This is a genomic window from Microlunatus sp. GCM10028923, from assembly GCF_042666975.1.
GTDB lineage: Bacteria > Actinomycetota > Actinomycetes > Propionibacteriales > Propionibacteriaceae > Microlunatus.
In genome coordinates this window covers 352602-370592 of the sequence record NZ_JBHTFF010000005.1, presented here as the reverse complement: position 1 = coordinate 370592, position 17991 = coordinate 352602, and the positions used below count along the sequence as shown (strand labels likewise).

Sequence of the window (17991 nt, the reverse complement as noted above, 5' to 3'; positions counted from 1 at the left end):
TTGCTGTTAGAACGATGCTATCGCGAAGGAACGAGGGGATCTCGATGACTCAGGTCTGCCACCACCACGACGAACTCCGGGTCGACTTCCCGGGCTGGGAGGCGCTCCTGGCCGGCCGGTCCACGCTCGTCGTGCCGGCCGCCTCGGTCCTCGGCGCCGAGGTGTCGGCGGGCTGGTCGTACGAGGTGCTCGGGGCCCGGTCCGGCCTGGTGATCTCCGGCTTCCGCAAGCTCGGCACGTTCACACATCCGGACGGGACCAGGCGGCTGGTCTCGATGAAGCGCGGTCTGCCGCTGCTCCGGGTCCGGGTCCGGCGGGAGACGACGGGCTTCGACGAGTTGCTGATCAGCACGCCGGAGGCGGAGGTCGTCGCGGCCGCCGTACGCTCCGCGGTCGCCCGATGACGGGCATCGGGATCCGGGTCGAAGGACTGACCAAGGTGTACGGCTCCGTCCGCGCGGTCGACGACGTGACGTTCTCGGCCGAGCCGGGCCGGATCACCGGCTTCCTCGGTCCGAACGGCGCCGGCAAGAGCACCACGCTGCGGATGCTGCTCGGTCTGGTCCGGGCGGACGCCGGCACGGCCCGGTTCGGCGGCGGGTCCTATCGCGACCTGCCGAACGCGACGGCGACGGTCGGCGCGGTGGTCGATCTCGCCGCCGCGCATCCGGCGACGACGGCCCGCGGCCACCTGAGGACGTACGCGGCTCTCGGCGGGCACTCGGCGGCGCGCGTCGCGGAGGTGATCACCGCCGCCGGGATCGAGGACTTCGCCGACCGCCGGGTCGGCGGGTACTCGACCGGGATGAAGCAGCGGCTCGCGCTGGCCACCGCGCTGCTCGGCGATCCGCAGGTGCTGGTGCTGGACGAGCCGTCCAACGGACTGGACCCGGCCGGCATCGTCTGGCTGCGGAGCTTCCTGCGCGACTTCGCCTCCAGCGGCGGGACGGTGCTGATCTCCAGCCACCTGCTGACCGAGGTGCAGCACAGCGTGGACGACGTCGTCTTGATCAACAACGGCCGGATCGCCCGGACCGGTCCGCTGGCGGAGGTCACGGCCGGCGGCATCACCCTCGAGGAGACGTTCCTCGCGATCACCCGGGAAGGGGTGCTGTCATGATCACCACGATCAAGGGCGAACTGACCAGGCTGTTCTCCACCCGGCTGCCCTGGGTGGCCGCGGTCGTTGCCGTCCTCTGTGGTGGTGGTTTGACCGCCGTGATCGGCCTGATGGGCCCGGAGAACGCGACCCCGCCGCTGCCCGGGCTGGACACGGCCGAGGGCGTCGGGACGGCGGTCGGGCTCAGCGGACTGGTCCTGTTCGTGCCCGCCCTGATTGGCACCATCGCGATCACCGGCGAATACCGGCACCGGACCATCGGTGGCACGTTCCTCGCGGTTCCGCGGCGCGGCCGGGTGCTCGCGGCGAAGCTCGTCGCGTTCGCGCTGTTCGGGCTCGGCTACGGGGGCATCGCCGCCGCGTCCTCCGGCCTGGCCGTGGTGCTGGCGGCAGCGGTCCGCGGCGTACCGCTCGGGATCGGCCCGGCCACGTTGTTGATCATGCTCGCGCAGCTGGCGGTGGCCGCCGCGGTCTACATGGTGCTGGGCGTCGCGATCGGCGCCCTGGCCCGGAACCAGATCGTCGCAATCGCGATCGTGCTCGGCTACTTCTACTTCCTCGAGTACGTCCTCATGATCATCCCCGGTGTGAACGCGCTCTACCCGTTCCTGCCCGGCGGCGCCACTTCGGCCTTGATCAACTTCACGTTCCTGACCGACGTGATCACCAACGAGGCGGGCCTCGGCCTGCCGGCCCTGATGAGTCCGGTCGGCGGCGCCGCGATCCTGCTCGGCTACGCCGCGCTGTCGGCCGCCGTCGCTGTCCTCGTCCCCCTCCGCCGCGACCTGACCTGACCCCAAGAACCGCTGACCGGGCACAAAAGCAGGCGTTCTGGCGGCGTGTCGCTGCGCTTGTGCCAAGTCAGCGGAATCGCGGCGGATCGGAGGGCGCAGTCGCGGCACCGCCGCGGCGGTTGGAGTAGCCCTGCAGCGGAAGGGTGGAGAGTGCGCCGCAGGCCGAGAGCGAGTGCTCTCGCCCCGACGGGACAGCCCAGACCGCAAGCTCTCCCGTGGTCGGTGATCAGGCCACACCGACTGGACGCAAAGGGCAACTCCCGGCGCCGGATCGCGGTCGAAGCGTCCATTCGATGTCGGCAGGACCGAAGCGGCAGGCCACCGACCGCAAGATCTACGGTGTGGCTCGAGGCCCCTCGGCTCCGGCGGAACCTCGAGATCGCGGCGACTCGGGCTTGGTCACGACCAGCGCAGCAGCGCCGGGAGTGCTCACCCGGGAATGCGCACCCGCCCCGAACCGCCGACTGGGCACAACAGCAGCGACACGCCGTCAGAACGCCTGCTTTTGTGCCGGGTCGGCGGAATCAGACCGGGAGTAGGCGGTCGATCACCGGGCGGACCACGCTGACGTAGTCGGTGGTGACGCCGTCCAGGCCGAGGTCGAGGGCGCGTTCGATGTCGGACTCGGTGTTGGCCAGCCAGCCGGTGATCCGCAGTCCGCGGCCGTGGGCGTACCGGACGATCTCGTGGGTCAGGTCGGGCAGACTGAGGTAGACCGCCTCGGCGCCCAGGCCCACCGCCCGGTCGACCAGCGAGGTGGACGCGCCCTCGGCGCTGTACGCGAGCCGGGTCGACGGGCGCAGCCGGTGCAGGTCGGCCAGCCAGGTGGTCTCGCCGGTGTTGACCCGGAACTGGTCCTCGAGTTCGGGCCGCGCCCGCAACAGGGCGGCCAGCCGGGCGGCGGCCTTCGGCGCCTTCAGCTCCACCTGCAACGGATGGCCGGCGACCGCGTCCAGCACCTCCTCGAAGGTGGCGATCCGCTCCCCGGACACCGACAGCTCGCGCAGCTCGGCCAGCGAGAAGTCGGCCAGCGGTCCGGTGCCGTCGGTGATCCGGTCCACGGTCTGATCATGGAAGACGACCAGTTGGTCGTCGGTGGTGACCTGAAGATCAAGTTCGAGCTCGTCGGCTCCCGCGGCGATCGCGGCGGCGAAGGCCGGCAGCGTGTTCTCGGGTGCCCGGTCGGGCGATCCCCGATGGGCGGTCAGCACGAGTGCCATCGACTTCCCTTCCACGTGCGGCCGTGCCTAGCGTCCCAGGCCCCGCAGTTGACCCGGATCTGAGCCGGTCTGCCCGGGACGCTATGGCCCCCGCGAAAGTGAAGATAACATGATTTCGTGATAACTCGACCTGACCGGCTCCCAGATCTCACGAGCCTCCGGTGACCGGCACCGTGGAGCCGGCCGCGCGCCGGGCGTCCCGGCTGCACCGGATCGCCGACCTGGTGCTGGCGGAGGGCTCGATCTCCGCCAACCAGCTGGCGGAGCGGTTCGAGGTCAGCCTGATGACGGTGCACCGCGACCTCGACGAGCTGGCCCGGCAGGGGGTGGTGCGGAAGTTCCGGGGCGGTGTGAGCGCCCAGCCGTCGAACGTGTTCGAGGCCAACATCCGGTACCGGATGCAGGTCAACCGGGAGATCAAGGTCGCCCTGGCCACCTATGCGCGGACCCTGATCGAGCCCGGCATGGCGGTCCTGCTGGACGACTCGACGACCACGCTGGAGCTGGCCCGGCAACTGGACGGCGTCAGCCCGCTGACCGTCATCACCAACTCCCGGCCGGTCGCCGAGATCGTCCGCCAGGACGGCGATCACCGGCTGATCGTGCTCGGCGGCGAATACTCCGAGACGCACGATTCCTATCTGGGCATGATGTGCAACGAGATGATCGACACCCTGCGGGCCGACATCCTGATCGCGTCAACGTCGGCGATGACCGCGGGCGAGGTGTTCCACCAGGAGCCGGACATCGTGCTGATCAAGCGGGCCATGATGCGGTCGGCGACCAAGCGGGTGCTGCTGATGGACCACAGCAAGCTGGGCCGGACCGCGCTGCACTCGATCGCGCCGACCAAGGACTTCGACCTGATCGTCGTCGACCGGTCCGCCGACCCCGAGTTCCTGTCCGCGGTACGGGACTCCGGCGGCCGGGTCGAGATCGTCACCGTCGGGGCGTCGTGACCGTTCCGGGAACGTTCGGATCACGGTTACCGCAACGTATGTTAACTTCGCAATCGAGCGTGTTAACTTAAGCCCGTGGCCGATGACGTGGGGAGTGTCTCGACCGTCACCAGAGAGCGGGCTCGTGATGCCGGTCCGTCTGCCGGGCCGTCGGATCGCCGGCTGACCCGACGCCGCCTCGGCCTGGGGCAGCGGATGTGGCGGGAACGATGGATGTACACGTTCATCGTGCCCGGGGTGCTCTTCTTCGTGATCTTCCACTACCTGCCGCTGGGCGGCATCGTGATCGCGTTCCAGGACTACTCGCCGTTCCTCGGCTTCGCCGGGTCGACCTGGGTCGGGATGGAGAACTTCACCCGGCTGGTCGGCGACGTCGAGTTCTGGACCACGGTCAGCAACACGCTGGTGATCTCCGGCCTGCAGATCGTCTTCGCCTTCCCGGCCCCGATCCTGCTCGCGCTGCTGCTCAACTCGCTGCTGTCGGAGCGGGTGAAGCGGATGGTCCAGTCGATCGTCTACCTGCCGCACTTCATCTCCTGGGTGATCGTGATCTCGATCTGGCAGCAGGTGCTCGGCGGCGCCGGCCCGGTGGCCGACCTGATCGCGCAGTTGGGTGGCGGCCAGGTCAACCTGATGGCCAGCGCGGAGACGTTCAAGATCCTGCTCACCTCGCAGGTGATCTGGAAGGACATCGGCTGGGGCACGATCATCTTCTTCGCCGCGATCAGCGCCATCCCCACCGAGCTGTACGAATCCGCCGCCGCCGACGGGGCCGGTTCGTTGCGCCGGATCTGGCACATCACGCTGCCCGGGATCCTGCCCGTGGTGGTGCTGCTGCTGATCTTGCGCCTGGGTGACGTGCTGAGCGTCGGGTTCGAGCAGATCCTGCTGCAGCAGCCCTCGGTCGGGGTCGCCGCGGCCCAGGTGCTGGACACCTTCGTCTACTTCCGCGGCGTCCAGGGCGGCGACTGGGGCATCGGTGCCGCAGCCGGGTTGATCAAGGGCGTGGTCGGCACCGTGTTGATCATCGTCGCCAACCTGGTCGCCAAGCGGACCGGCAACGAGGGGCTGATCTGATGGCCACCGCGCTGGATTCGATCAGGGTCACCCCGCCGTCCGGTGCGAACCGGCCGGCCTGGCTCGGCAAGCCGCCGCTCGCGGTCCGGGTGCTCAAGGGGATCGTGATCGCGGCGATCGTGCTGATCATGCTCTACCCGTTCGCGTACGTGATCCTCTCCTCGTTCGGCGCGCCGACGGCCCAGCGCCAGTTCGGCCTGTTCCCGTCGGAGTGGAGTACGAACGCGTACAAGACGATCTTCGCCGGCGGGATCGTCACCCGGTCGCTGCTGGTGTCGGCCGGCGTCACGCTGATCGGCACGGTGCTGTCGGTCGGCTTCACGGCCATGCTGGCGTACGGGCTGACCCGGACCCGGCAGGTGCCGTTCGCCCGGGCGGCGTTGATCATGGTCCTGCTGACCATGCTGTTCAGCGCCGGGATCATCCCGAACTTCCTGCTGGTCAAGACGCTCGGCCTGGTCGACACGTATGCGGCGTTGATCTTCCCGGTGCTGATCTCGGCGTTCAACATGATCGTGATGCGCAACTTCTTCATGCAGTTGCCGAGCGAACTGTTCGACGCGGCGCGGGTGGACGGGGCCGGCGAGTGGCGGATCTTCACCTCGCTGGTGCTGCCGCTGTCCAAGGCGGTGCTCGCCGTGATCGGCCTGTTCTACGCAGTCGGCTACTGGAATGCGTACTTCAATCCGCTGATCTATCTCAACGATCCGGCGAAGTGGCCGATCCAGCTGGTGCTCAACCAGTACGTCCTCCAGGGCTCGCCGATGAGCCAGATGGAGAACCCCGACATCGGCGCGGTCGCCCCGCAATCGGTCCAGATGGCCATCGTCGTGGTGGCGACCCTGCCGATCCTCATCGTCTATCCGTTCGTACAGAAGTACTTCACCAAGGGCGTCCTGACCGGCGCCATCAAGGGTTGAGGAGTTTGATCATGATCGAATCCAGCGTCCTCGGTCGCCGAGGATTCCTGGGCCTCGGGCTCGGCGCCGCGGCGATCGCGGCGGCCGGCTGCGGCACCAGTCCGGGCGGCGGAGCCGGGCCGGAGAAGAAGACGCCGTTCACCCCGCCCGCCTACACCGAAACGCCGCGGCTCGACGGCGCGATCGTCTCGAAGGAGGCCGGCGTCCCGATCGGGTACGAGACCCTGCCGGCGAAGTTGATCAAGACCGTCGACACGCCGCCGGGCACGGGCGCCCCGATGACCCACGTCCACGTCACCTGGAGCTCCCCGGTTCCCCCACTGGACAAGAATCCGTGGTGGCGCGGGCTGAACGAGCGGCTCAACGTCGACTTCCAGATGTCGACGATCCCGTACGCGGAGTACGAGGCCAAGTTCGCCACCCTGCTGGCCGGCGGCGACCTGCCCGACGTGGTGCAGCTGATGAATCTCGCGGCCTGTGCCAAGGCCTGCCGGCAGGGCGCGTTCGCCGACCTGAGCGACGTGCTCGGCGGTGACGGAATCCTGGAGTACAAGAACCTTTCCAACATCCGTCCGGACCAGTGGAAGGCGAGCGCGATCGACGGCCGGATCTACGGCGTGCCGATCGACATCCCGGCCGTCCAGACGCAGTACCGGCTGCGCCGGGACTGGGCCGAGAAGCTCGGCTTCGCCGAGGATCCGAAGAACGCCGAGGAACTGGCCGAGGTGCTCGCGGCCATGTCGAAGGGCAACCCCCAGCCGGGCCGGAAGGTGTTCGGCGGCGGCGGGTACAGCTTCACCAGCACGATCGGCTCGGTCGCGAACGCGATGTTCCGGGTGCCGAACACCTGGCGGCTGGAGGGCGAGAAGCTGATCCACGCGTACGAGACGCCGGAGTACGAGCAGGCAGTCGCCTGGGCGGCGAACCTGTTCAAGGCCGGCGGGCTGCACCCCGACACGCTGGCCATCGGCGCCAACTCCGCCAAGGATCTGGAGTTGATCACGACCGGCCAGGTCGGCCTGTGCTCGATCTCGGCGCAGAACTGGTATTTCCCGAACGCTTACTCGGAAGCCGTCAAGGCGAGTGGTGGTGGTCTCTCGGCGTTCATCCCGCCGGGTCACGATGGTTCGGTGGAACCGCTGTTCGTCCGGTCCTCGGGCTCGTACGGGATCAACGCGATCTCGGCCAAGGTGGCCGAGGACAAGGAGCGGCTGGCCGAGATCCTGCGGGTGTTCAACTACCGGCGGGCGCCGTTCGGCAGCGAGGAGTGGTATTTCCTCAAGTACGGCGCTCCGGGCGACTACTACGAGCCGCGCCCCGCGGGCACGGACGGCGAACCGGCGATGATCAAGGATTCGACGCTCGAGACCGACCGCGGCGCGCTCAACTACGGGCTCGGCCCGCAGGCGTGGATCTTCGAGGGCGTCGACGAGTGCATCAAGATCAACGAGCAGATGGCGGCGACCGCCGAGCCGGACCCGACCCAGGGGCTGACCTCGGAGACCAACGAGCGCCGGGCACCGCAGCTGAAGCTGCTGCAGGAGGACTTCGTCAACCGGATCGTCGTCGGTGACCGGCCGATGACGGACCTGAAGGAGTTCCTGAACCAGTGGCGGAGCCAGGGCGGTGACCAGATCAGGACCGAGCTGGAGACGGCGTTGAAGGAGCAACCGGCCTGACGCTTGCGTCGTCGGGGGCCACGGACTTGGGGGGACGAAGTGGGACGTCGCAAGATCATCGATGATGCCGATTTCCCGGAGGCGATCGCCGCGGGATGGAACCGGAGACGGTTCCTGACCGCTACCACGGCCGCGGCGGCGCTGGCCTTCAGCGTCGGTACGCCGCAGCGCAGCGAGGCCAAGATCGTCGAGGACCCGCTGCCGTACCCGTACACGATGGGCGTCGCGTCCGGCGATCCGCTGCCGGACGCGGTGGTGATCTGGACCCGGCTGGCACCGAAGCCGCTGGAGCCGTACGGCGGCATGCCGCAGGCCAGCTGGCGGGTCGAGTGGGAGGTGGCCGCGGACCCGGAGTTCAGCCGGCAGGTGCTCCGCGGCCGGACGCTGGCCCACCCGGAGTACTACCACTCGGTGCACGTCGACGTCCGTGGGCTGCGGCCGGGCCGGGAGTACTTCTACCGGTTCAAGGCGGGCGGGCAGGTCAGCCAGACCGGCCGGACCAAGACGGCGCCGGCCGCGGACGCGAACCCGGACCGGCTGAAGTTCGCGGTCGCTTCCTGCCAGTCCTTCCCGGACGGCTACTACACGGCGTTGCGGCACATCGCCGACGAGGACCTGGACGCGGTGCTGTTCCTCGGCGACTACATCTACGAGTCGGGGATCAACTCCGAGGGTGGGCTGCACGAGGTGCCGGAGCCGCTGCCGCCGGAGTTCGCCGCCGACGCGATCACGCTGGAGCGGTACCGGCTGCAGTACTCGCTCTACAAGTCCGAGCCGGACCTGATCGCCGCGCACCAGAGCGCACCCTGGATCGCCACCTGGGATGATCATGAAGTCACCTCGAACTACGTCAGCCTGGACTCCGACAGCTGGAACCAGCCGATCGACTTCGCGGTGCAGCGGGCGAACGCGTACCGGGCCTACTGGGAGCACCTGCCGCTGCGGCTGCCGGAGCCGGACGGTCCGGATCTCAAGCTCTATCGGCGATTCCGGTACGGCAAGCTGGCCCAACTGGACGTGATCGACACCAGGCAGTACCGCGATGATCAAGCTCCGGGCTCGGGTGACTCGGCAATCCGCCGCGACCCGTCCCGGACCGTGCTCGGTGATCAACAGGAACAGTGGCTGATCAACGGCCTGACCAACTCGCCGGCTCGCTGGAAGATCGTTCCGCAGCAGATCCCGTTCGCCCAGCTGGACAGCGCCGGCGGCACCGGGCTGTCCCTCAACATGGACGCCTGGGACGGCTATGTCCCGGCCCGGCAACGGATTCTCGATGCGGTACGGGAATCCGGCACGGAGAACTTCGTGGTCCTCACCGGCGACGCGCACACCAACTACGCCATGGAACTGCTGGCGGACTTCGACAATCTCGAGTCGAAGCCGGTCGGCGTCGAACTGGTCGGTACCTCGATCTGTAGCGACCGGGACGGCGCCGACACGACGCCGGCGCTGCAGACCCGGCTGGTCGAGAACCCGCACCTGAAGTTCGCCAACCAGCAGCGCGGCTACCTGCTCTGCACGGTGACGCCGGAAGCGCTCAGCACGGACTTCAAGATCGTCCCGTACGTCACCCGTCGGGACGCCCCGATCTCGGTCCGGCAGCGGATCGTCGTCGAATCCGGTCGGCCGGAGTTGATCCTCGACTCCGCCTGACGCCTGTTGATCTTGAGGGGGGAACTGATCATGATCGTGATCCAACGCGGGCTGAGCTTGTCGAAGCCCACTACCCGTCCTGGCCCTTCGACAGGCTCAGGGCGCGGTGGCTGGGTGTTGCTGTCGATCATGATGTTGGTGCTGGGCAGTCTGGTGATCACGGCTCCACCGGCTGCCGCGGCACCGGTGGACCGGCTGCAGGTGAGTGCCGACCTGGAGTCGGTCGACCTGGCCGCGCTCGACTGCGCCACGGCCCGGTTCACGCTGCGGCTGCACAACCCGACCCGGGAGGCCGTCTACGGCGACGCCTGGCTGGCCGAGGACGGGCCGCTGCAGCTGTCCCGGAAGCTGGTGTCGAGCTACCTGCCGGCCGGGTTCACGCTGGAGGCGCCGATCACGGTCACCGTGCCGTACGGCACCACGCCCGCCTCCTACCCGGTCCGGCTGACCGCCGGCAGCAGCTCGTCGGCCGAGGTGTCCGTCGACGTCGTACCGCCGCCGGACAACGGCAACGTCGCCCTGTCGGCCACGCCGGAGATGTCGTCGCGGCACGGACGGTTCTCGGTCTGCGGCACCAACGACGGCGACACCGACAGCAGTCACTGGGCCACCTTCACCGGCTGGAACGACGCCACCTCCCGGGCCTGGCCGGACTGGGTCTCGTACCAGCTGGTGGAGCCGGCCGAGATCGACCGGGTGGTCCTCTACACACTGGACTCGGCGGCCGAGCCGGCCAGCCGGTACGGGCTCTCCGATTGGGATGTCCAGGTCTGGCGGGACGGCGACTGGGCCACCGTCGCCGAGGTCCGGGGCAACAAACTGGGCATGGTGACGACGACGTTCCCGGCCGTCACCACCAGCGCCGTACGGATCCTCTGCTGGGGCAACAACAACGGCGACTACTCCCGGATCGTCGAGACGGAGATCTACGCCACGGGGTGAGTAGGCTCACCGAAGTGAGCACCCCACGTATCAGCGACGGTCGGGTGACGCCGATGAGCCGGGTCTGGACCGGCCAGGCGGTGATCGCCGAGGACCTGGACGGCGACGATCTCGGCGACGTGCTCGAACTGCACTCGGGTTCGGTGGCCTGGTGGGTGGTGCCGCGGGAGCCCGGCCTGGAGTTGCGGCTGCGCCCGCTGGCCCAGGAACTCGATCTTGATGCGGGGGCGATCCGGGACCTGCTGGCGACCGACCGCCGGGTGAAGTACGAGACGTTCGGCGGCACCCGGCTGTTGATCACCAGCGTGATCACCGTCGACCGGGACGCCGCCGAGCTGACCGCCGACCCGCTGGCGATGGTGATCACCGACCGGGTGCTGATCTGCCTGGCCGGTCCGGGCCCGGCGACCGTACAGCCGGCGCGGGCGTTGGTCGACGACGGAGACCGGCTGGCCGGCGGCGGCGTCGTGGACGCCCTGCAGGTGCTGGTGAAGTGCGCGGTGCAGAGCCAGGCCGACGCGGTGGAGTGGCTGGAGTCGGCGAGCGACGAGCTGGCCGGCGCGCTGTTCCAGGACCGGCCGCTGACCCGGGACGAGCACCTGCACGCGTTCCGGCTGCGCCGCGCGCTGACCGAGCTGCGCCGGATCGCGCAGCCGACCCTCGACGTGCTGACCGACCTGAGCCAGGACAGCGAGGGCCATGATCAGATCCAGGCCCGGCACTGGGCGTTGCTGGCCGAGCGGCAGGACCGGGTGGTCCGGGCCACGGACGCGGTCCGGGACGCGCTCGCCTCGCTGTTCGACACCAGCCTCGGGCTGGCCAACCAGCGGATGAACGCCGACGTGAAGCGGCTCACCGGCTGGGCCGCGATCATCGCGGTGCCGACGCTGGTCACCGGGTTCGTCGGGATGAACGTGGAGTTTCCCGGGATCGGATCCCAGGCCGGGTTCTGGGTCTATCTGGTGATCATGGTCGCGGCGGCGGTCGCGCTGTTCATCCTGTTCCGGCGGCACGACTGGATCTAGGAGGGTGGTGTCGAACGGACCTTCGCAACGGTTGGGATACATTTATCCGGATGAGTCAGGATCACACGCACCAGAACCTGCTTGCCGCACCCGGCGCAGGTCCGGCGCCGACCGAGCTTCCGGCCGATCCGGCCGTCGCTCAGATCGCCGAGCGAGGCCGGGAACGGTTCATGGAGATCGTCGCCGCGAATCCGGCCTCGAGCCTGTGCTGGGCCCTGCTCGCCGAAGGCTCGTTGCGGATCGGGTCCCGCGAGGGTGACGTCGCTGCCTATGCGTACGCCCGGACCGGTTATCACCGCGGGCTGGACGCGCTGCGCCGGGCCGGCTGGAAGGGCGCCGGGCCGGTCCCGTGGGAGCACGTACCCAATCGTGGTTTCCTGCGTGCGCTGTGGGCCCTGGCCCAGGCGGCGCAGCGGATCGGCGAGTCCGAGGAGTACGACCGGTGTTCGCAGTTCCTCCGGGATTCCTCCGAGACCGCCTACGCCGAGTTGGCGTTGCCGCCCGCCCCGGCGCCGGAGGCGCCCGAGCCGGTGACGCCCGAGCCGGTGACGCCCGAGCCGGTGGCGCCTGAGTCCGTACCGCTGGTGGCCAGGTCCGAGGCCCCGGCCGCCGACGCCGGCTGATCGGGCAACCGCCGCAGTGATCGCAGCGGGCTGAACCAGGCCACCACGGTGCCGGCCAGCATGATCACACTGCCGACGACGAGGGTGCCGCGCAGCCCGATCAGCGAGCCGAGGGTGCCGCCGAGCAGGGCGCCGATCGGCTGCATCCCGAACACCAGGAACCGCCAGGTCGCCTGCGCCCGGGGCAGCAGGTCGGGCGCGATCAGGGTCTGCCGCAGCGTCTGCTGATTGATCCCGTACAGCGTCGGGCCCCAACCCTGCAGGATCCGCGCGACCACGACGACCGCCAGCACGAGCGGCAGCGGACCGCCGGCCAGCGCCAGCACCACCCCGGCCAGGCTCGACACCAGGGTCCCGGTGATGAACGCGGGCCCGTGGCCGAGCCGGCGGGTGATCGGCACGCCAACCGCCGCCCCGGCGAAGCCGGCACCTCCGGCGACCGCAAGCAGGACGCCGATCACGGCCGGCGCCAGCTGCAGGTCCCGGACCAGGAACAACATCACGATCACCGCCTGGAGCTGGCCGGCCAGCGCGCCGATCGTCGCGGACAGGGTCAACGCCCGCAGCTCCGGCCGGCCGAAGACCACCCGGATGCCCTCCCCGATGTCGCGCAGGAACCGCCGCTCCCGGCCCGGCGCCGAGCGGCGGCCCGGGGTCCGGATCCGGCCCACGCAGACGGCGGAGACCAGGTACGACACCGCGTCGACGACGATCGCCAGCGGAGCCGTCAGCAGTTGCACCAGCAGCCCGCCGAGCGCGGTGCCGCTGGTGCTGGTCAGCGAGTTCCGGAGCGCGATGGCGCTGTTGGCGGCGAGCACCTCCCCGCGTGGCACCAGCTCGGGCAGGAAGGATCCCTCGGCGATCGCCGAGAACACCGCGCAGCTGCCGGTGACCAGCGCGATCACGGCGAGTTGCCAGATCTGCAGCAGTCCGAGCCAGGCCAGCACGGGTACGGCGGCGAGGGCGGCCGCCCGGATCAGGTCGGTCAGCACCAGCACCCGCCGGTACGGCCAGCGATCGACCCACACCCCGGCGGGCAGCCCGAGCACCAGGTGCGGCAGGAACGTCGCCGCACCGAGCAGCCCCATCTGTAGCGGCGTCGCGTCGAGCAACAGCACCGCCGTCAGCGGCAGCGCCACCGAGGTGACGGTCGAGCCGAGCTGCGAGACCGACCCGCCCGCGAACAGGCGCCGGAAGTCGGCGTGCACGGCCAGGACCCGCCACTGGGAGATCACGGTCCCCAGCGAACCCGTACCTCAGGAGTGCGGTCAATGGCTCTCTGCTGCGGGCGAACTCCTTGTCTCCTCATGATCATCGGGTCCGGCGACGTCCGCCGTGGCGGCCCAGCTGGCCAGCAGGGCGAGCGCGTCGGCCGTGCCGGAGCCGGCTTCGGCGCTGTAGACGATCACGGCCAGCCCCGGGTCGGTCGGCAGTTCCAGAGCCTCGAAGTCGAGCCGCAGGTCGCCGACCACGGGATGCCGGATCTCCTTGATCCCGGACTGGTGCAGCTTGACGTTGTGGGTGGCCCACCGGCCGGCGAACTCCTCGCTCCGGGTGGCCAGCTCGCCGATCAGGTCGGACAGGCTGCGGTCGTACGGGTTCCGGCCCGCCTCCGTCCGCAGCGCGGCGACGGTGTCGTCGGCGGCCCGGTCCCAGTCGAGGTAGAAGGACCGGCTGCGTTCGCTGAAGAAGACGAAGCGGGCCAGGTTCGGCGGTTGCTCCGGATCCCGGTACAGCTCGGAGAACAGGGCCCGGCCGAGCCGGTTCGCGGCCAGCACGTCGCGGCGCCGGTTCCGGACGTACGCGGGAGCCCCGGTGATCGCGTCGAGCAACTGCCGGACGCTGGGCCGGATCTGCCGGGCCGGGCTGCCGGCCCGGTTCCGCGCGTTCCGGTTGGCGGCGCGGGCGAGGTCGTACAGGTGACCCCGCTCGGCCTGGTCCAGCAGCAGCGCGTCGGCCAGCGCGTCCAGCACGCTCTCCGAGACGCCGCCGAGATTCCCGCGCTCCAGCCGGATGTAGTAGTCGACGCTCACCCCGGCCAGCGAGGCGACCTCCTCGCGGCGCAGGCCCGGCACCCGCCGCCGGCCCGCCGTGCCGTGCAGGCCGACCCGGTCCGGCGTGACCTTGGCCCGCCGGGACACCAGGAACTCCCGTACGTCGTCGCGATGGCCCATCCCTCGACGGTACGAGAGCTTCCGCCGGACCGGGAGGCCCTGGCGTTACCTGGTTTCGCCGGGCAGCGTCGCCCGCACGGCACGGGTCAGGCCGGCGACGACGAGGTCGTACGAGTGCTCGACCAACTCGGCCAGCTCGTCGCCGGGCACACTGCCGTCCAGCACGACCGTGTTCCAGTGCCGCTTGTTCAGGTGATAGCCGGGCACGATCGCCGGGTGCCGGTCGCGCAGTTCGAGGGCGAGCGCGGGATCGCACTTCAGGCTCACCGCGCCGGGCTCAGCACCCAGCGGCAGCAGCGCGAAGATCTTCCCGCCGACCTTGATCACCGCGAAGTCGTCGCCGAACGGATAGTCCTCCACCGCTCCCGGCAGCGACAGACACAGCTCCAGCACCTCGTCCCGGGTCATGATTTCACGCTAGCGTCTGGGCATGGCGCGCTACGACGGGCAGGCGGATTGGTACCAGGCGGCCAACAGCGACCCGGCGAACCGCAACCTGCAGCCGCTCCGTGACCTGCTGGGCTCCGGCACCGGGCGCTGTCTTGATCTTGGTTGCGGTACCGGAGCGTACGCCGACGTGATCAAGGACTCCGGCCGGACCCCGGTCGGCCTCGACGTCTCCGGTGATCAACTCCGGCACGCCCGCTCCAGGTACGACGGCGGGGTCGTGCTGGGCGACGCGCAGCGGCTGCCGTTCGCCGACCGGTCCTTCGACACCGTCCTGGCCGCCTGGATCTCCACCGACGTCGACGATTTCGCCGCGGTCCTGCACGAGGTCGCCCGGGTGCTCCGGCCGGGCGGCGTCATGATCAACTACGGCGTCCACCCGTGCTTCAACGGGCCGCACGTGCAGACCGAGGGCGAGCTGCGGATCGTGCACCCGACCTACCGCGATACCGGTTGGCACCATTCCGCGCCGTGGTGGGGCGAGGGCGGCATCCGGTCCCGGTTCGGCATGCGCCACCTCACCCTGGCCGACTACTGGAACGCCGTGATCAACAGCGGCCTGACCGTCGAGCGGGTGATCGAACCGGACCGCGGCGACAACGTCCCGTTCTGCCTGGGCCTCCGCGCCCACCTCGCCTGAGTGTCAGCCGCGGATCAGGCTCTGGGGCGAAGTGATCAAGCACTGCGAGGATCCCCGAGCGGACGTCATCCAACTTCTTGCGACCGCGTCACCAGGCGAGGCGGCGTGGGGCCGGCCAGGAGGCTGCTTCCCGGTGGTCGTGCAGCAGATCGACGAGTCCGGCGGGGATCATGCGTTCGCTGGTCCGGCGGAGCTCGGGCAGCGTCCACCAGCGATAGTGGTCCAGGGCTTCGCGTTCGTACGCCTCGAGGGCGGTGTTGGAGACCTCGGTCCGAGGCACCTCGGCCAGGAAGAAGTCGTCCCGCATCGGCCCGGACAACTCGCCCAGCGTCCCGTCCCCCTCGGCGTACGCGAGCGGCAGCAGCGGGATCCCGGTCAGGTCGATGCCGGTCTCCTCGCGGATCTCCCGGACCGCAGCCTGCTGCGGCGTCTCGCCCGCCTCGAGGCCACCGCCCGGGACGAACCAGGCCAGCTCCGGGCCGGAGATCTCGGACCGGAACCGGGACCGGACGAGCAGCAGGGCGCCGCCGGGATCGACGAGCACGACCCGGGCCGACCGGCGCACGTACGTCGTCCTGACCGGCGCCCCGTAGCCGAGATGAAGATGATCATGGTGCCGCGCATTGACCGCCGGCTCGTCGCGGAAGCCGGTCCGCCGGCCGCCGCCGAGCGCGGCGTGCCATTCGGCCGGCCCGAGCACGCTGGTCGGGCGCAGCTCGGTCGGCAGGGTGAGCAGGGTCCGGCCGAGGGAGACGACGGGTTCCGGGATCGGCCGCCCGGCCACCGGCCGGCCGTCCACGGCCACAAGATCAACGGCCCGGTAGAAGTAGTGGTCGTTGTCGCGGCCGCCCGGCGTCACCGGCCCCATCGGATGCCCGGTCCGGACCGTCCGGACGTCCAGCACATGATCACGAAGCAGCACCTCGACCAGCCGCCGCAGTCGAGCGTCGACCTTGGGCGACGCCAGGTCGGCCAGCGCCGCAGGAGTACCGGTCAGTCGCACGGGTCAGTTCCGCGGGTCGTCGAGGTCGTCGAGGTCGGTGACGAGGGTGGCGCGGATCTCGGCGTAGCGCAGCAGGAAGTCCTGCTCGTCGAGCTGCTTGCGCCGAAGCCAGCCGGTGACCTCGAAGTTGCACTTGCTGGCGTTGCAGGAACGGCAGGCCGGTACGACGTTGTCCAGCGTGTACCGGCCGCCGCGGGAGATCGGCAGGACGCAGTCGCGCTGCAGCGAGGGATCCTCGGCTCCGCAGTACGCACAGCCGGCCCAGGCGGACAGCAGCGCGGTCCACTGCACCTCGGTGAGGTCATGCGTCCCCTTGGCCAGACGCCGCTGTCGGCGCCTGGCTGCGCGGACCCTGCGACTGCCGGCGGCCATGGCGGCAGTGTAGGGCCGAGGTCCCGCCCCGCCCGGTCAATCGTGGTCCGTCAATCACGCGCCGCCGACGACCGGTCGGTGCCCGACCAGTGCGTACGGCAACCGGGAGCCCGGTGAGTTCTCCCAGCCGGCCAACCGGTTCAGTGGCCGTACGGTCACGTCGGCGAAGCCGGCGGCCTCGGCGAGTTCGATCAGCGGACCGTGATCATCGAGGTACATGGCGGCGAGCGCGGTCCGGATCTCGTCGGTGTAGGTCCGTTGGAACAGCCCGGCCCGCTGCTCCGGCGGGACGGGCTCCGGGGCCGGGCGGTCGGCGAGACCGTAGATCACGACGACCGACCCGCCCGGCCGGAGCAGGGTGTGCCAGTTCCGGAAGGCGCGGCCGGGCTCCCGCAGGGTCCACAGGACACTGCGCGAGATCAGGTCCCGGTGTCGACGTCCAGCACCCCGACCGGCAGTGCCGGCAGGACCGAGCCGATCGCCTCCCGCCAGGCCGCGTAGTCCGCCGTGCCCGGCGCCGCGACGTTGGCGGGCTCGTCGTAGCCGGGGGCGACCTCGTTCCAGAACGACGTGATCGACTGCTGTACGGCGTCGTCGGCCATGATCATCCGCCTCCTTGGCGTCCCGGATCCGGATCTCCCTTCGGCCGCAGCAGGACGGCGATTCCTTGATCACGAAGCTGATCGGCGACCGCCTCGGCGAACCGGCGGAAGACCTCGTCGTCCGGCCAGCCGGTCAGGTCGATCATGATCACGGGCGCGCCAGGGCCGGCGTCGGCCGGGCCGCCGGGGAGCTCGGCGGCGTGGTCCGGGCCGGGGCTGAGGACCCCGGCGATCGGTCGTCCCTGCGCCGCCTCGTACGTGATCGCGGCCAGCTCGTCCAGGGAGGGCGCGACGAAGTAGCCGTCAGCGCCGGCGCTGACGCTGCGGGCCACCGGGCCGTCGAAGTCGGCGCCGAAGAGCGGATCGGAGAACTCGGCCACCAGCACCCGGGCGCCCGGGAACAGGGCCTTCAGGCCGCCGATGAGCCGGCGGCTGACCGGCGGCACGAGGACCAGGTCGGCCGTGCTGCCGGCGTCCCGGATGTCCCGGACCACGTGGCCGGGACCCAGCTGCGCGGCCAGGGCGTCGCGGGCCTCGGCGGTCAGGCTCATCGCCGTGACGACGATCACCGGCCCGTCGGCCCGGACCTCGTCGCCGGCGGCGTCGGTGCGGTGGTGTTCGAGTTCGCTCACGTACCCCCCACTGGGTCGCCCGCCGATGTGGCTCAACAGTACCGAGCGGCGGCATTCGGTAGAGTGACCGCGCACGAGCCCGCTTGTGTCCAGGCCCTTGGCCTGG

The 17991-nt window shown here is 70.1% G+C and carries 20 protein-coding genes and 1 pseudogene; 12 read left to right on the top strand and 9 right to left on the bottom strand.

What is annotated here, in order from left to right; translation table 11 throughout:
- The first annotated feature begins 44 nt into the window (after window positions 1–44).
- From ACFQU4_RS14990 to ACFQU4_RS14980, 3 genes are read left to right on the top strand one after another with little or no spacing between them, the layout of a single operon-like run.
- A complete protein-coding gene (locus ACFQU4_RS14990) occupies window positions 45–404 on the top strand; it encodes a hypothetical protein (protein WP_377493158.1) in 360 nt (119 codons plus the stop codon).
- Complete coding sequence (locus ACFQU4_RS14985; protein ID WP_377493156.1) at window positions 401–1120, top strand: ABC transporter ATP-binding protein; 720 nt, start codon at window positions 401–403, stop codon at window positions 1118–1120. Before ACFQU4_RS14990 ends, ACFQU4_RS14985 begins: the two co-directional genes overlap by 4 nt.
- The gene (locus ACFQU4_RS14980) at window positions 1117–1914 is read left to right on the top strand and encodes an ABC transporter permease (protein WP_377493154.1); all 798 of its coding nucleotides are present in this window, start codon (window positions 1117–1119) and stop codon (window positions 1912–1914) included. Before ACFQU4_RS14985 ends, ACFQU4_RS14980 begins: the two co-directional genes overlap by 4 nt.
- Before the next feature lie 524 nt (window positions 1915–2438).
- On the opposite strand, the gene ACFQU4_RS14975 is transcribed toward ACFQU4_RS14980, so the two are convergent.
- Entirely contained in the window at window positions 2439–3134 is a 696-nt protein-coding gene (locus ACFQU4_RS14975; RefSeq protein WP_377493152.1) for a glycerophosphodiester phosphodiesterase, read from the bottom strand.
- A 161-nt stretch (window positions 3135–3295) separates the two neighbouring features.
- Between ACFQU4_RS14975 and ACFQU4_RS14970 the strand changes: the two genes are divergently transcribed.
- The 8 genes from ACFQU4_RS14970 (at window position 3296) to ACFQU4_RS14935 (ending at window position 12015) form a co-directional block, all read left to right on the top strand.
- A complete protein-coding gene (locus ACFQU4_RS14970) occupies window positions 3296–4093 on the top strand; it encodes a DeoR/GlpR family DNA-binding transcription regulator (protein WP_377493150.1) in 798 nt (265 codons plus the stop codon).
- Window positions 4094–4168: 75 nt separating this feature from the next.
- Window positions 4169–5170 carry an ABC transporter permease gene (locus tag ACFQU4_RS14965; protein WP_377493148.1) on the top strand — a complete coding sequence of 334 codons (1002 nt, stop codon included), beginning with the start codon at window positions 4169–4171 and terminating at the stop codon, window positions 5168–5170.
- Window positions 5170–6090, top strand: coding sequence for a carbohydrate ABC transporter permease (locus ACFQU4_RS14960; protein WP_377493146.1), 921 nt, complete (start codon window positions 5170–5172; stop codon window positions 6088–6090). The genes ACFQU4_RS14965 and ACFQU4_RS14960 overlap by 1 nt, the downstream gene beginning before the upstream one ends.
- 11 nt (window positions 6091–6101) lie before the next feature.
- Window positions 6102–7769, top strand: a complete 1668-nt coding sequence (locus ACFQU4_RS14955) for an extracellular solute-binding protein (protein ID WP_377493145.1) — start codon at window positions 6102–6104, stop codon at window positions 7767–7769.
- A gap of 39 nt (window positions 7770–7808) precedes the next feature.
- The gene (locus ACFQU4_RS14950; protein ID WP_377493143.1) at window positions 7809–9425 is read left to right on the top strand and encodes an alkaline phosphatase D family protein; all 1617 of its coding nucleotides are present in this window, start codon (window positions 7809–7811) and stop codon (window positions 9423–9425) included.
- A 114-nt stretch (window positions 9426–9539) separates the two neighbouring features.
- Entirely contained in the window at window positions 9540–10367 is an 828-nt protein-coding gene (locus tag ACFQU4_RS14945; protein WP_377493141.1) for a hypothetical protein, read from the top strand.
- 14 nt (window positions 10368–10381) lie between these two features.
- Window positions 10382–11392: a magnesium transporter CorA family protein gene (locus ACFQU4_RS14940; protein ID WP_377493139.1), complete on the top strand. Its 1011-nt coding sequence runs from the start codon at window positions 10382–10384 to the stop codon at window positions 11390–11392.
- A gap of 50 nt (window positions 11393–11442) precedes the next feature.
- On the top strand, window positions 11443–12015 hold the full coding sequence (locus ACFQU4_RS14935) for a DUF3151 domain-containing protein (protein ID WP_377493137.1): 573 nt from the start codon (window positions 11443–11445) through the stop codon (window positions 12013–12015).
- 20 nt (window positions 12016–12035) lie between these two features.
- Here ACFQU4_RS14935 and ACFQU4_RS14930 read toward each other — a convergent pair.
- The 3 genes and pseudogenes from ACFQU4_RS14930 to ACFQU4_RS14920 form a co-directional block, all read right to left on the bottom strand.
- Window positions 12036–13223: pseudogene (locus tag ACFQU4_RS14930) on the bottom strand (MFS transporter); the annotation flags it as partial.
- 60 nt (window positions 13224–13283) lie between these two features.
- Window positions 13284–14189: a helix-turn-helix domain-containing protein gene (locus tag ACFQU4_RS14925; protein ID WP_377493135.1), complete on the bottom strand. Its 906-nt coding sequence runs from the start codon at window positions 14187–14189 to the stop codon at window positions 13284–13286.
- A 45-nt stretch (window positions 14190–14234) separates the two neighbouring features.
- Window positions 14235–14597 carry an MmcQ/YjbR family DNA-binding protein gene (locus tag ACFQU4_RS14920; RefSeq protein WP_377493133.1) on the bottom strand — a complete coding sequence of 121 codons (363 nt, stop codon included), beginning with the start codon at window positions 14595–14597 and terminating at the stop codon, window positions 14235–14237.
- Window positions 14598–14619: 22 nt separating this feature from the next.
- Between ACFQU4_RS14920 and ACFQU4_RS14915 the strand changes: the two genes are divergently transcribed.
- On the top strand, window positions 14620–15276 hold the full coding sequence (locus ACFQU4_RS14915) for a class I SAM-dependent methyltransferase (protein ID WP_377493131.1): 657 nt from the start codon (window positions 14620–14622) through the stop codon (window positions 15274–15276).
- An 88-nt stretch (window positions 15277–15364) separates the two neighbouring features.
- On the opposite strand, the gene ACFQU4_RS14910 is transcribed toward ACFQU4_RS14915, so the two are convergent.
- The 5 genes from ACFQU4_RS14910 to ACFQU4_RS14890 all read right to left on the bottom strand — a co-directional run bounded on the left by ACFQU4_RS14910 (window position 15365) and on the right by ACFQU4_RS14890 (window position 17885).
- Window positions 15365–16279 (bottom strand): NUDIX hydrolase, encoded by a 915-nt coding sequence (locus ACFQU4_RS14910; RefSeq protein ID WP_377493129.1) that lies wholly within the window; start codon window positions 16277–16279, stop codon window positions 15365–15367.
- Window positions 16280–16282: 3 nt separating this feature from the next.
- Window positions 16283–16651, bottom strand: a complete 369-nt coding sequence (locus ACFQU4_RS14905) for an HNH endonuclease (RefSeq protein WP_377493127.1) — start codon at window positions 16649–16651, stop codon at window positions 16283–16285.
- A gap of 54 nt (window positions 16652–16705) precedes the next feature.
- On the bottom strand, window positions 16706–16981 hold the full coding sequence (locus ACFQU4_RS14900) for a hypothetical protein (RefSeq protein WP_377493125.1): 276 nt from the start codon (window positions 16979–16981) through the stop codon (window positions 16706–16708).
- Between the two features lie 89 nt (window positions 16982–17070).
- On the bottom strand, window positions 17071–17259 hold the full coding sequence (locus ACFQU4_RS14895; RefSeq protein ID WP_377493123.1) for a hypothetical protein: 189 nt from the start codon (window positions 17257–17259) through the stop codon (window positions 17071–17073).
- Window positions 17256–17885, bottom strand: a complete 630-nt coding sequence (locus tag ACFQU4_RS14890; protein ID WP_377493121.1) for a hypothetical protein — start codon at window positions 17883–17885, stop codon at window positions 17256–17258. Before ACFQU4_RS14890 ends, ACFQU4_RS14895 begins: the two co-directional genes overlap by 4 nt.
- Window positions 17886–17991: the final 106 nt, after the last annotated feature.